General features: G+C 36.1%; 15 protein-coding genes. 9 read left to right on the top strand and 6 right to left on the bottom strand.

The genetic code is table 11. The features are described from left to right. Positions 1-107: 107 nt before the first annotated feature. Positions 108-1,829 (bottom strand): DHA2 family efflux MFS transporter permease subunit, encoded by a 1,722-nt coding sequence (locus BFA01S_RS17735; protein ID WP_430623441.1) that lies wholly within the window; start codon positions 1,827-1,829, stop codon positions 108-110. A 113-nt stretch (positions 1,830-1,942) separates the two neighbouring features. Continuing rightward, positions 1,943-2,596 (bottom strand): HlyD family secretion protein, encoded by a 654-nt coding sequence (locus tag BFA01S_RS17730; RefSeq protein WP_066233808.1) that lies wholly within the window; start codon positions 2,594-2,596, stop codon positions 1,943-1,945. A 557-nt stretch (positions 2,597-3,153) separates the two neighbouring features. Between BFA01S_RS17730 and BFA01S_RS17725 the strand changes: the two genes are divergently transcribed. After that, complete coding sequence (locus BFA01S_RS17725) at positions 3,154-3,645, top strand: dihydrofolate reductase (protein ID WP_066233806.1); 492 nt, start codon at positions 3,154-3,156, stop codon at positions 3,643-3,645. A 40-nt stretch (positions 3,646-3,685) separates the two neighbouring features. Here the strand turns inward: BFA01S_RS17725 and trhA are convergent, their stop codons facing one another. After that, positions 3,686-4,327, bottom strand: coding sequence for a PAQR family membrane homeostasis protein TrhA (trhA, locus tag BFA01S_RS17720; RefSeq protein WP_066233803.1), 642 nt, complete (start codon positions 4,325-4,327; stop codon positions 3,686-3,688). A 263-nt stretch (positions 4,328-4,590) separates the two neighbouring features. Between trhA and ilvA the strand changes: the two genes are divergently transcribed. Together ilvA and BFA01S_RS17710 are read left to right on the top strand one after the other, a co-directional pair. Further along, on the top strand, positions 4,591-5,859 hold the full coding sequence (gene ilvA, locus BFA01S_RS17715) for a threonine ammonia-lyase IlvA (protein ID WP_066233800.1): 1,269 nt from the start codon (positions 4,591-4,593) through the stop codon (positions 5,857-5,859). A gap of 115 nt (positions 5,860-5,974) precedes the next feature. Further along, positions 5,975-6,817, top strand: coding sequence for a DegV family protein (locus BFA01S_RS17710; RefSeq protein WP_066233798.1), 843 nt, complete (start codon positions 5,975-5,977; stop codon positions 6,815-6,817). 32 nt (positions 6,818-6,849) lie between these two features. On the opposite strand, the gene BFA01S_RS17705 is transcribed toward BFA01S_RS17710, so the two are convergent. After that, on the bottom strand, positions 6,850-7,347 hold the full coding sequence (locus BFA01S_RS17705; RefSeq protein ID WP_066233796.1) for a PCYCGC motif-containing (lipo)protein: 498 nt from the start codon (positions 7,345-7,347) through the stop codon (positions 6,850-6,852). Positions 7,348-7,504: 157 nt separating this feature from the next. Here BFA01S_RS17705 and BFA01S_RS17700 point away from each other — a divergent pair, with 157 nt between their 5' ends. The 3 genes from BFA01S_RS17700 (at position 7,505) to ypmT (ending at position 9,620) form a co-directional block, all read left to right on the top strand. Continuing rightward, complete coding sequence (locus tag BFA01S_RS17700; RefSeq protein WP_066233814.1) at positions 7,505-8,281, top strand: SGNH/GDSL hydrolase family protein; 777 nt, start codon at positions 7,505-7,507, stop codon at positions 8,279-8,281. Positions 8,282-8,700: 419 nt separating this feature from the next. Continuing rightward, the gene (locus BFA01S_RS17695; RefSeq protein WP_066233794.1) at positions 8,701-9,279 is read left to right on the top strand and encodes a YpmS family protein; all 579 of its coding nucleotides are present in this window, start codon (positions 8,701-8,703) and stop codon (positions 9,277-9,279) included. Positions 9,280-9,428: 149 nt separating this feature from the next. Continuing rightward, positions 9,429-9,620 carry a protein YpmT gene (gene ypmT, locus BFA01S_RS17690; RefSeq protein WP_066233791.1) on the top strand — a complete coding sequence of 64 codons (192 nt, stop codon included), beginning with the start codon at positions 9,429-9,431 and terminating at the stop codon, positions 9,618-9,620. Between the two features lie 44 nt (positions 9,621-9,664). On the opposite strand, the gene BFA01S_RS17685 is transcribed toward ypmT, so the two are convergent. Both BFA01S_RS17685 and BFA01S_RS17680 read right to left on the bottom strand, forming a co-directional pair. Continuing rightward, a complete protein-coding gene (locus BFA01S_RS17685; RefSeq protein WP_066233789.1) occupies positions 9,665-9,856 on the bottom strand; it encodes a hypothetical protein in 192 nt (63 codons plus the stop codon). 295 nt (positions 9,857-10,151) lie between these two features. Next, positions 10,152-10,574, bottom strand: a complete 423-nt coding sequence (locus tag BFA01S_RS17680) for a MarR family winged helix-turn-helix transcriptional regulator (RefSeq protein WP_066233787.1) — start codon at positions 10,572-10,574, stop codon at positions 10,152-10,154. Between the two features lie 155 nt (positions 10,575-10,729). On the opposite strand from BFA01S_RS17680, the gene msrB reads away from it, so the two are divergent. The 3 genes from msrB (at position 10,730) to bioB (ending at position 13,113) form a co-directional block, all read left to right on the top strand. Next, the gene (gene msrB / locus BFA01S_RS17675) at positions 10,730-11,683 is read left to right on the top strand and encodes a peptide-methionine (R)-S-oxide reductase MsrB (protein ID WP_066233784.1); all 954 of its coding nucleotides are present in this window, start codon (positions 10,730-10,732) and stop codon (positions 11,681-11,683) included. A 139-nt stretch (positions 11,684-11,822) separates the two neighbouring features. Next, a complete protein-coding gene (locus tag BFA01S_RS22095; protein WP_082800063.1) occupies positions 11,823-11,966 on the top strand; it encodes a YjcZ family sporulation protein in 144 nt (47 codons plus the stop codon). A 157-nt stretch (positions 11,967-12,123) separates the two neighbouring features. Beyond that, on the top strand, positions 12,124-13,113 hold the full coding sequence (bioB, locus tag BFA01S_RS17665; RefSeq protein ID WP_066233778.1) for a biotin synthase BioB: 990 nt from the start codon (positions 12,124-12,126) through the stop codon (positions 13,111-13,113). Positions 13,114-13,276 lie beyond the last annotated feature (163 nt).

The following is a 13,276-nucleotide window of genomic DNA, read 5'->3' as shown; positions in this document are numbered from 1 at the left end:
TGGCTTGTTTGCTCGTAAACTTTTCGTTCAAATGGGAAATATGATTTAATCGATTAGTTTAAAAATGAAATTCCCTTAACTTCAATTTCTTTATGAAATTGAATAGCTTACTGATTTTTTACCCGTGATCGCTTAATAAAGAATGCTAAAATCCATGCTACAAATGCGATTCCGGTTGCAACAATGAAAGCATCATTAATTCCGTCAATTGTTGCTTGCTGCATTGTTTGTCCATACATTAAAGAAGTTGTAAGTTCTGTTCCTGCTGCTCCCGGCAAGTGAGTGTAACCTGATAAGAGATGAGTAAGTTCTGAAAACTTACTGGATATAAAAGAGTTGGCACTTGTGACGGTATTCGTATACTCTCCAAAATGAACCCCTTGTCTAGTCGACATAACAGTAACAAGAAGGGCTGTCCCGATACTGCCGGCAACCTGCCTTGCTGTATTTGATGCTGCAGTCCCATGTGAACCTAAGTGGGGAGGCAGCTGGTTAAGGCCTTCCGTCATAACAGTCATCATAATAAACGACATACCAAACATTCTTAGTACATAAAGAAGCATGATATGGCTATAGCTTGTTGTCATACTTAGAGTGGTAAATTGCCATGTTGTAATAACAGTAATCGTTAAGCCGACTACCGCCAGCCATTTTGCACCGAATCTGTCAAAAAGAGCTCCTGAGATTGGTGACATAATTCCCATTATGATAGCGCCTGGGAGCATCAATAGCCCTGATTCCAATGCAGTATAGCCACGAATATTTTGTAAATAAATTGGAAGTAAAATCATTGCACCAAACATAGCCATATTAACGATCATACTAATAATCGTTGTTAAGGCGAAAATATCATATTTAAAGACCCGTAAATCAAGCATTGGCTTATCGGTAGTTAATTCTCGCCATACAAAAGCAGCTAAAGAAATGATTCCGATCGTTAGTGAAATGATAACGCTCGCACTGGTCCAGCCATCATTTCCAGCTTCACTAAAACCGTATAATAAGAAGCCAAAGCCTAAAGTTGAAAATAAAAATCCCGGAAAATCAAATTTAGGATTCGTTACTTTCGTTACGTCCTTCATCCATAAAAATCCAAGGATTAAATCAAGAACTCCGATTGGAATAACAATATCGAACAATAACCTCCATGAATAATGTCCAATGAGCCAGCCGGAAAGAGTTGGACCGACTGCAGGAGCAAATATGATGACAATCCCCATGATTCCCATTGCTTTCCCTCGCTTCTCTGGAGGGAATAACACGAAAAAAACAGTCATTAAAAGAGGCATAATAATTCCGGCACCGCAAGCCTGAATGACCCTTCCGATCATTAAAACGGTGAAGTTAGTTGATAAGGAACATACTAATGAACCAATGGTGAATAGAAAAATAGCAGCAAGGAATAGTTTCCTCGTTCCAAATTTTTCAATGAGAAAGGCGGTAATGGGAATTGCGATTCCGTTAACAAGCATATAACCCGTTGAAAGCCATTGGACTGTATTTGCTGAAATACCCAGATCATTCATAATATGCGGAATGGCGACATTCAATAATGTTTGATTGAGAATCGCAACAAACGCACCGAGCATTAAAGCTACTAGTATTTTTCGGTTTCCTGAATCTTTTTCAGTACTTGGTGCTGCTGATTTTTCCCTTCTGTCCAAACTTTCCTTCGGCTGGACATCAGCTTCGACATATTCCAATGCCGGTTCAGGAACAGCGGAATCTTTAAGCATTTCTTCTACTTCATGAGATAAATCCTGTGAAGTACTTTCTTGTAATTTTAAATCAGATGAATCAATATTATTTTTAACCTTTTCGTTTCTCATTTCTACTTGAGATTTGTTCGGTTTTTTTTGTTTCATCATCTTAAAATTGATGAAAAGTAGCAGTAAGATGCCTAAAATAACATAAACCGTGATATATATGATCATTTTATCACCTACTTATGAATTCGCACGGTTACGTTCATACCAGGAACTATCGCAACACCTTTATTATCATCGATTGATACCTTTACAGGGATGACCTGTGTAACTTTTGTATAGTTGCTTGTTGAGTTTGTGCTTGGTAATAGAGAAAATGTTCCTGCTGTTGCCAAGCCGATTTGCTGTACTTTTCCTTTTAAAGTGCTGTTAGGGAAAGCATCAACATATATATCGACATCTTGTCCCGCCTCTATGTTATCAATTTCCGTTTCTTCAATATTTGCTGTTACCCATAAGTTGTTTAAATCATAAGCTTGCGCGAGTGGAGTTCCTGTAGCAACAAATGAATCAGAAACTGCATTACTCTGTACAATTGTCCCATCAGTTGGAAGTGTGACATCCATACTTACAGAGCCCCCATTTGTGTTTGTTGCTCTAATGGTTCCAACGGTAGAATCTTTCGAAAAGCTGGAACCAACATTACCTTTCCAATCGGTTAATCTTCCATTTGCCGGAGCTGCAATAGTTACTTGTTGTCCGGCAATTTGGGCATTATCCGTCGTTAAATAGTTAACAGTTCGGTTATAGTAGAGATAAGCCTCGAAACCTCCGCCGACTAATACAACTAAAATGATAATATTCAATAAAATTAAACGTTTCGTATTCATTAACGATGTTCCTCCTCTAATGGTAGCCATGTTCCTTTTCTAATGATAACCTTGTTAAAATTAATTTATGTGGATATAATGTTTGGAAAAATAAACTATATTGTTGATTCAAAAGTGGTATTAATTTTTATCCAGGTGTTTTTTGTGTAGAAGAATTTGAATTAGTATATAATAATGATTAAATAGTTTGCCTGGATATTAGCGGTCTGTCAGCAGTAATAAGCATTTCATAAATGATGAATCATGATAAAGATAGTTTCAGTCTAATTATTTCAATAGATTGATTGAAATTCAGCTAATGAGATTCCCCTTTAACATAGCGAACTGCGTGTTACGAGCGTATTTAACTGTAAATTGGAAGTCGATGAACTTACTTACAAAGTTATTTAAACTATGTCGGGGAAGTGGAGAAACAACTTCACAGGGAACTGAAAGCTTTCATGCTTCTAAAACTAAATTCTCAAGTTTATTCTGGTCTTTGATTTTTAAATGAATGATATAAGGCGCAGCCGGCAATTAAAGCTCCGGCTGCTGCTTAATTTAGAAAGGGTGATAAGATGATTTCTTTTATCGTTGGAATGGATAGAAACAGAGTAATTGGTGTAGACAATAAATTACCGTGGCATTTGCCAGCCGATTTAGCTTTTTTTAAGCGGACGACAATGGGAAATCCAATTATTATGGGAAGAAAAACATTCGAATCAATCGGTAAAGCTTTGCCGGGAAGAGAAAATGTTATTTTGACCCGGGATGAAACGTATGAAAAAGAAGGATGTACGATTATTCATTCTGTAGACGATGTAGAAAAGTTCGCGGAACAGACAGAGAAAGAAGTATTTATTATCGGCGGAACGGAAATTTTCAAACAGACATTCGATGTAGCCGACCGTCTCTATATTACTTTCATTGATGAGGAATTTACCGGCGATACATTTTTTCCGGAGTTTCATAATGATGAATGGGAGCTCGTTTCAGAGGAAAAAGGGATAAAAGATGAGAAAAATCCTTATGATTATTACTTCCGAGTATATGACCGGAAAAACAGCTAAAAAAGGTCTGGATGATAAATCCAGACCTTTAATATTTATGTTATGGAAGTAAATAAAACAGTACAGAGAAAAAGTGAAGCACTGTTCCTGCTAAAACGAATAGATGCCATATTGCATGGTGAAATTTAAATCCTCGCCAAACATAAAATACAGCACCGACTGTGTAAAGAATACCGCCAGTGACGAGCAATACAACTCCATTATATGGAACACTTTGCACGATATGATTCCACGCAAAAACGATTAGCCAGCCCATGACAACATACAGAACTGTCGAGAAAAAGATAAATTTTTTCACATAAAATGTTTTGAAAATCGTTCCGCCAATTGCCAGTCCCCATACAATGCCAAACAATGTCCAGCCTAGCCAGCCTTTCACCGCTATAAATAAAAACGGTGTATACGTACCTGCGATAAAAAAGTAAATAGCGGAGTGATCAAGAATTTCAAACAGATCTTTTGCCTTTCCGGCAGGGAAGCTGTGGACTAATGTAGAGCATGTATAAAGTAAAAACATTGTTACGCCAAATAATGTGAAACTTACGATATGCCATGCATCCCCGTAGCTTGCTGAAAAGACAATTAAGAGAACAAGAGCCGCAATGCTTAATAAGCTGCCGATTCCATGTGTAATGGAGTTAGCAATTTCTTCGCCTTTTGAAAAAGTATGAGTTTCTCCCAAGTATAATGCTCCTTTCCATAAAACATTTCTATATTTAGCTTACCACTTGTTCCGGCATTTTAATATGGGAATTAGTATATGGCGGGATTTTATAAGAAGGGAGGACTTTTGGAGCATGTCTAAATATGATATAGTAAAATTTTTCACTATTTAATAAGTGTAAACTTCGAAATTTTCTGTTAAACTTTATAATAGTAAACTAAAATTGTGAATATTCATGATAGAGTGTGAGATTAAATCTGGTTAGTGAAAGGGTCGTTGAAATGAAACAAGCAGTGAATGAAATGCAGAGTGTTCATGTAGAGGATATTTTAAAAGCTCATCATTTGTTAAAAGATGTAGTTATCCATACGCCTTTGCAAAAAAACGAACAATTATCTGAAAGATATAATTGTAATGTTTATTTAAAAAGAGAAGATTTACAAGTTATCCGTTCATTTAAAATTAGAGGGGCTTATAATAGAATTAAACAGCTGAGCAAAGAACAGTTGGAGCAAGGAATCGTTTGTGCGAGTGCGGGAAACCATGCCCAGGGTGTTGCATACTCCTGTAGACAGTTAGAGACAAAAGGAAAAATCTTTATGCCTTCTACAACACCGAGACAGAAAGTTTCTCAAGTAGAGAAATTCGGGAAAGAGTATGTGGAAATTATCCTGACTGGCGATACTTTTGATGATGCATTCAAAAGTGCTGTAGAATGCTGTGAAGCTGAAGGCAGTACTTTCATTCATCCTTTTGATGATTTTGACGTTATTGCCGGACAAGGAACGGTTGCAGTTGAAATTTTAAATGATACAGATGTGGAATTTGATTACGCATTAGCAGCTGTCGGTGGCGGCGGACTAATTGCCGGTGTTTCTTCTTATTTCAAAGCGATCTCTCCTTCTACGAAAATTATTGGAATCGAGCCTGAGGGAGCAGCATCTTTAGCCCAATCAAGATTAGAAGGAAAAGTAATCGAGCTGCCGAGCATTGACGGATTCGTAGACGGTGCAGCTGTAAAAAGAATCGGTGAAAAAACATTCGCTATCTCCCAGGAAACGGTTGAACGTGTTGTAAAAGTTCCAGAAGGTAAAGTATGTACGGCAATTCTTGAACTTTACAATGAAAATGCTATCGTTGCTGAGCCGGCTGGAGCACTGACGATTGCAGCATTAGATTTAATGAAAGACGAACTAAAAGGGAAAAATGTTGTCTGTATCGTGAGCGGCGGAAATAATGATATTGGCAGAATGCAGGAAATTAAAGAACGTTCTATGATGCATGAAGGGCTACAGCATTACTTTATCGTTAATTTTCCGCAGCGTGCCGGAGCGCTTCGCGAGTTTTTAGATGAAGTGTTAGGACCAACAGATGATATTAGCCGTTTTGAATATACGAAGAAAAACAATAAAGAAAAGGGACCGGCGTTAGTCGGAATTGAGCTGAAACATAAGGAAGATTATAAGCCGTTAATTGAAAGAATGGACAGAAAAGGATTCCATTATACTGAGGTTAATAAGGATAGCAATCTTTTCCATCTTTTAATTTAAAATTAAATTGTAAGGAAATTTTATTTTTGGGGGCCAAAAAGGTCCCCATTTTCTTTTTTTAAAAGGGTGAATAGTGGGTATAAATAAGAGTAAGTAAACATAGGATGTGGACTGTTTGGCAAACATTAAAATCGTAACTGATTCAACAGTTGATTTAAATAAAAATATAATAGCAGAGTTTAATATTACCGTTGTTCCGCTTCACATTACGATTGATGGTATTTCTTATCTAGATGGCGTTGATTTACAGAAGGATGAATTTATTGAAAAGATGGAAGCTGCTGATGAACTGCCAAAGAGCTCGCAGCCATCCAGCGGAAAATTTAAAGAAGTATATGATGAGCTTGGAAAAGATGGAAGCGAGATTATTTCGATTCATATGACAGGCGGGATGAGCGGTACGGTCAGATCAGCCGAAGGGGCTGCACAAATGACGGAATCTGATGTAACAGTTATTGATTCCTTTTTTATTTCAAAAGCTTTAAGTTTTCAAGTAGAGGAAGCGGCTAAAATGGCGAGAGAAGGTAAGGGGAAAGAAGAAATTATAAATAGAGTAGAAGAAATAAGGAAAAATACTTCCCTTTTCGTTTCAGTAGATACATTGGATAATCTCGTAAAGGGCGGGAGGATTGGGAAAGGGAAAGCGATGATTGGCTCATTATTAAATATTAAGCCGATTGCAAGCCTTGAAGGCGGTGTATATACACCAGTAGCCAAAGTGAGAAGTCATTCCCAAATCATTAAATTTTTAGTAAAGCAGTTTCATGAGGATGTAGAGGGGAAAACGATAAAAGCTGTTGGAATTGCACATGCTGAGGCGTATGATCTAGCAGTCCGATTAAAAAATTCTCTTTTAGAATTATATCCAGGCTGCCCGATTGATATTTCTTTGACAACACCAATTGTTTCTACACATACTGGACGGGGTGCGATAGGCTTTATGTATTTTGCTGAGTAGCAAAAGTAAAAAGTGCTAACAATGTTAGCACTTTAAATGTCTTCACTCGGCATTGGTGTTGGTGTCGGTTCAGCAAAGCCTTTCTTATATTGTTCGTCAATTTCTGTACGAATCTCTTTAATCGACTTTCCTTTTTGATAATCAACGATGGCAGCTGCCGCAATATTTAAACATACTTCACATTTTGTGCCATGGTCGTCCCAAATAATTTTCCCATTCTCTTTTCGCTCTTTAATAAAGCAATGGTCATTATTTTTATGGCCGACAGTGGAGCCGCATCCGCAATAACAAGGAATATACTGCAGCAGTTCTCCATTATGAGCTACAGCAGCATAAATAGTCCGCATATCTTCCGGCTTGTCATCAAGAAAGGAAGGAAGCTCTGAGGCGCTCGCTGTCTCTTCACGAATATCACCCATTGAATGCTCTTCGTGATCCGCGTGCTGTTCAGATTCTTTTTCCGGCTGCCCGCATGCAGTTAAAATAGTAATACAAATAATACTTATACAAAGAAATAACCGTTTTAACATATCATTTCACACCTTCTTTTTTTCTCATAATAACTTTAACATAAATTAGGAGTGAAATACTTTTATATTATGAAAGATTCATGTAATTTCCTCCCCTCTAAATAAAGAGAAAATGGTATAATCAGTTTTTTAAGACGGAGAGAGTGAGTGAGTGAAAATGAAAAAAATATTTGCTGTTATCATTTGTTTTCTTTTAGCGAGCTGTTCTTTACCGGAACATACATCGGCTTTATTAACGAAAAAAACGGAAATAGAAATAAAAAGAAATCCGCCTGCCTTCTTTATTGCGCGAAATATAAATATTGTTGCATTAGGGGATTCGCTTACAGAAGGTGTTGGAGATGGTACAAAGCAGGGCGGATATGTCGGCAGAATTGAAAAATCATTGCAAAACGAAGAAAGAGTTAAAAAGCTCGAAGTTGATAACTTTGGTGTAAAAGGCTATAAGACGACAGATCTTTTGGATAAATTGAAGGAAAGAAAAGTAAGATCCAAGCTGGAAAAAGCTGATATTATCGTCTTGTCCATTGGCGGAAATGACGTGATGAAAATAGTCCGCGGAAATATTTTATCATTGGATTTTAAATTATTTCAAAAAGAACAAAAGACGTATGAGAAAAGGCTGGCACGCATTATAGGGGAAATTCGGAAGAAAAATAAAACTGCTCCTATTTATTTTGTCGGTTTGTACAATCCATTTAAATATACAATACCAGAACTGACTGAACTGGATATCGTCGTAGATAAGTGGAACAAGGCTACGGATAATATATTAAAAGAAGATGAAAAAGCAAAATTTATACCGATAGCTGATATTTTTTCATTGGAAAATGAGGAGCAGTTATTATATAAAGATGCTTTTCATCCAAATGAAATAGGCTATACTTTAATCGCAGAGCGCGTTTATAAAGCTATATATGAAAATAGCAGATAATACTTAATATTCATATTTTCATATATAGGTATAGATATAATATAGATTGATATTCTGATATATATGTAATAAAAACCTAGTATAGTGCACGATTTTTAGCTCATCCATTTGCAAGCTCTGCTTGCAAATGCCTTTCAGCCTTTGCTGAAAGGGCTCAAATGTATAAAAAGGAGAAGAAAAGCTTGCTTCTCTCTCCCTTTTTATACATTTGAGTGAGATGAGCTAAAAATCGAACATAGTATGACTGTAATACTATGTTTGAGGTAATAAATTAGTCATACTATCTTGTGGAAAAAGATTAAGCAACATTTACATACGATATAATAAATGGATGAATGATTTTAACTGAATTTTATAGTGTGAATTTGTTTTCAGTTATGTATTTATAAAAATAAACAGAAAGACTTGAGGTGAGACTGATGGGGAAATGGAAGCTTGCTTTTATGATCTTATTAGCATGTAATATTTTATTCGTTGTCATTATTACCGGACTCATTTTCTCCTCTGGTAATACGGGAAATGATATTGCAGGAAAATCAGAAAAAGTTGATTCGGTTCCAGTATTTGTCCAGACCGATAAAGAATCACTTACTGTATTAGTCAATGATTATTTAAAAAAGGAATCGAACAGCGAAAAGCTGGAGTACCATGTTAATTTAAAAGATGAAGTATATTTAAGCGGAGCTGTTAAGGCATTTAATAGTAAAATTACAATGGAAATGGTATTTCATCCGGAAGTGATTAATGAGCAGACGATGAGATTCTATGTGAATGAACTTTCGATCGGCAAGCTGAAATTACCAATTGCCTATGTGTTGAAATATATGGAAAGTGAATATAATTTTCCAAAGGCAGTAAATATTAATTCGAAGAAAAAATATATTGATGTTCATTTAAATGAACTTACATTCAACTCGAATATGAGTGTTCATGTTGATTCATTTGATTTAAAAAAGGATGAGATTGCATTCTTTCTCTTCATGCCTGTTAACGAGTAAAATGTTAAAAAAATAAGAAATCGAATGGAGAAATGCATTTAATTTTGGAAGGGTGCTTGACGAATTTACGAAAATCATTGAAAATTAGTAAGTACATACGTCAAATGAGAAGAGAAGAAATGCTTTTTGGCTGAAATAGGAGTGAACTTATGAAAAACATTTTTGGAATTGCAATCATTGTCACTACTTTATTGGCAATTTACTTCGGGGGTGTTGCTTATATGCAATACACTGATGAAAAAATGGATGAAGTATTTTTAAATATCGGATATTGTGCATTATTTTTGAGCTGTGCTGTGTATTCATGGCATTTAAGAGAAGAAAAACAAAATAATAACTAAAAAATGAGAGGGAAATGATAACCCTCTCATTTCATTTTCGCTAATTAAGAACCGCTTTCTTCTTTTTCCTCTGTTGCATCTCCAGCATCTTCAGTGTCTTCCGCTTCTTCCGTATCTGCATCTGTTTCTTCTGTTTTTGTACCGTCGTTTTGAGTGTCTTCTGTGTTGTTACATGCAGCCATTAAAAATACAGCAAGTAATGATGCCCCAATTTTTAATAATAAACTCTTTTTCATGAAAATTTCCTCCCATGTAACAAAAATATATTCACTAGTTTGTACTAGCTTAATTTAATCATAATAAAAATACAGGGCATGTATATGCTTTTTACAGAAATAGAACAATACTTTAAAAAATTAATATTTCCTATAAATTAGTTTAACAAATTTTACTAAAAATTATTATGAAAATAGGTAATTGGAAAGTTTCTAAAAAAGAAAATTGGACGGAAGTAGGAGATTATTACTTTTGAGGAGAAAAAGAAAAGCTGCCCCAATACTATCGTGGACAGCTTCTCTTCTAGAAAAAATATTAGGACTGCTGAAGCTTTTGAAATAATCGAATGAAAACCTCTATTTCTTCATCGGTGAAATGAGTAAATTTGCTTAAAAGGAATTCTGTTTTCCTTTTTTCGTACCGTTGTACGATGCTTTCTCCTTCAGCAGTTATATGTATATCAACAATTCTGCGATCTCGGTCAGAACGAACTCTTGTAATCCATCCTTTTTCAATAAGTGTATCAGTGACAGCAGTTATATGGCTTGCAGATACATCTAAAGATTTAGACAGATCTGAAGCTTTTTTGGCACCGTTTTCAAATAAGTTTTTTAAAATAAAAAACTCATTCCTTGATAATTCTTTATCATAAACTGTGTTTAATTCATGTCGTAATTTTTTAAATACGCTCCGTATAAGCGCTTCCATTTCAAACATTTTCTCCTGACGATTTTCCAATCTTGTCTTCCCCCGTCCCAATGTAAAAATAGTGCTCTAAATTTAGACTAAGGAAAGTTAGCCGATGTGTCAAGACACTAAAGGTAAAACATTATGGAAGATAGGAAGTTTCATGTATAATAAGAGCACCAGATTTTTTAAGGAGGTTTCTTTTTATGACAGAAAAAAATCTTGAATTAGCTACCTTTGCGGGAGGATGCTTTTGGTGCATGGTGAAGCCATTTGCTGAAATGCCAGGCATCATTAATGTCGTATCAGGATACACAGGCGGACATAAAGAAAATCCTACGTATGAGGAAGTTTGTACGAATACAACAGGTCACTTGGAAGCAGTACAGATTACATTTGATCCAGAGAAGTTTCCATATGAGGAGCTTTTACAGTTATACTGGCAGCAAATTGATCCGACTGATGCGGGTGGACAATTTTATGACCGTGGGGAATCGTATCAAACAGCTATCTTTTATCATTCGGAAGAACAAAGACAGCTGGCTGAAAAATCAAAGCAGGATCTTGAACAAAGCAATCGCTTTAAAGACCCGATTGCAACGAAAATATTGCCTGCAAAGCCATTTTATCCTGCTGAAGAATATCATCAGGACTTTTATAAAAAGAGTCCAGCAAGATATAATTCTTACCGGACTGGATCTGGAAGGGACCGTTTCATAAAAGAGCATTGGAATGAGGATAAAAAAGCGGACTTAAAGCAAAAGCTGACACCAATGCAGTATGAAGTAACACAAAATAATGGAACAGAGCCTCCATTTTATAATGAATTTTGGAATAATGAAAAGGAAGGTATTTACGTCGATATCGTATCGGAGAAACCGCTTTTCAGTTCAACTGAAAAATTTGATGCAGGCTGCGGCTGGCCAAGCTTTATGAAGCCGATTCATGAGGAAGAAGTAATTGAGAAAGAAGACTACACACATGGAATGACTCGTACAGAAGTTCGAAGCAAGACAGCTGATTCCCATTTAGGACATGTATTCAATGATGGACCAGGTCCTAATGGACTTAGATATTGTATTAATTCTGCTGCACTTCGCTTTATTTCAAAAGAAGATTTGGAAAAAGAAGGTTACGGTGCGTACAGTAAATTGTTTTAATAATGGAAATGTCTGCTTTTGAAATAAAGCAGGCATTTTTAAATTCTTGCTATGAACTGGGCAAATGTACGAACGATACAACCTCCCCTCTACATAAAGTAAAGAGAAATGAAATTAAGATTCAAAGGAGTGTTGTAATATGCATTGCCATTATGATTATGGATATCCTTCTGGGTATGCTGGATATGACTGTGGGTACGGATACGGACACGGGAACAGTTTTGTATTAATCGTCGTATTATTCATTCTTTTAATTATTGTTGGTGCGGCATACGTTCGCTAATATAAAAAGGCTCCGATAAGGGAGCCTTTTTATATTTTAACAGTGTATTTTTCTTAGTATATGAGTAATAGAAAATCTTTTTGTAAACTCATAATAATAAAAGGTTGACATATAATCTATCGATCTTTACCATATGTATAGGAATGGAGGAATTATTATGAGATGGGGAAATTTAGCTGAAGAAGTGATCGCAGGAAAAGTATTAACGAATGAGGAAGCACTTGAAATTTTAAATTGTTCAGATGATGAGCTTTTACTGCTTATGCACGGAGCTTTCCAAATTAGGAAGCATTATTACGGTAAAAAAGTAAAGTTAAATATGATTATGAATTCAAAATCCGGTTTATGCCCTGAGAACTGCGGCTATTGTTCACAGTCAATCATTTCGAAAGCACCGATTGATAAATATAAAATGCTTGATGAAGAAACGATTATGCAGGGAGCTAAACGTGCATATGATTTAAAAATAGGAACATACTGTATTGTTGCAAGCGGAAGAGGGCCATCGAATAAAGAAGTGGACCGTGTTGCTTCAGTCGTTAAAAATATAAAAGATACATATGGTTTAAAAATCTGTGCCTGTCTTGGAATTTTAAAACCGGAGCAGGCAAAGAAATTAAAAGAAGCAGGTGTTGACCGCTATAATCACAATATTAATACGTCAAGAGAACATCATCCATCGATTACGACGTCACATACATATGATGATCGGATTAATACGGTGGAAACGGTGAAGGAAAGCGGAATTTCACCATGTTCAGGCGTTATTGTCGGAATGAAGGAGACGCTTGAGGATGTCGTTAATATGGCATTTACTCTTAAGGAATTAGATGCTGATTCGATTCCGGTTAACTTCCTGCATGCGATTGACGGCACACCGCTTGAAGGGACAGATGAACTTAATCCGCGCTACTGTCTGAAAGTACTTGCATTATTCCGCTATGTCAATCCGACGAAAGAAATTAGAATTTCAGGAGGACGGGAAGTGAACTTAAAGTCACTCCAGCCCTTAGGCTTATATGCTGCGAATTCTATTTTTGTCGGGAATTATTTAACAACATGCGGCCAGGAAAGTACGGCTGACCATAGAATGCTTGAAGATTTAGGATTTGAAATTGAGTTTAGGGAAATGGAACAACTGACGTAATAGGATATGAGAGGAGGATGTCTAAAAGGGGAAAAACGACCCTTTCCAGACATCCTCCTGCAAGGCCCCTTTATGAAAATCCAGTAAAATTAAGGATTTTGTGGAGGGGCCTTGCAGCTTTTAAAACTTATTAAGCATTTATCCCAGCCTTAACGGGCAGTAA

The organism is Metabacillus fastidiosus NBRC 101226, assembly GCF_001591625.1.
GTDB lineage: Bacteria > Bacillota > Bacilli > Bacillales > Bacillaceae > Metabacillus > Metabacillus fastidiosus.
This window is presented reverse-complemented; position numbering and strand designations above follow the sequence as displayed.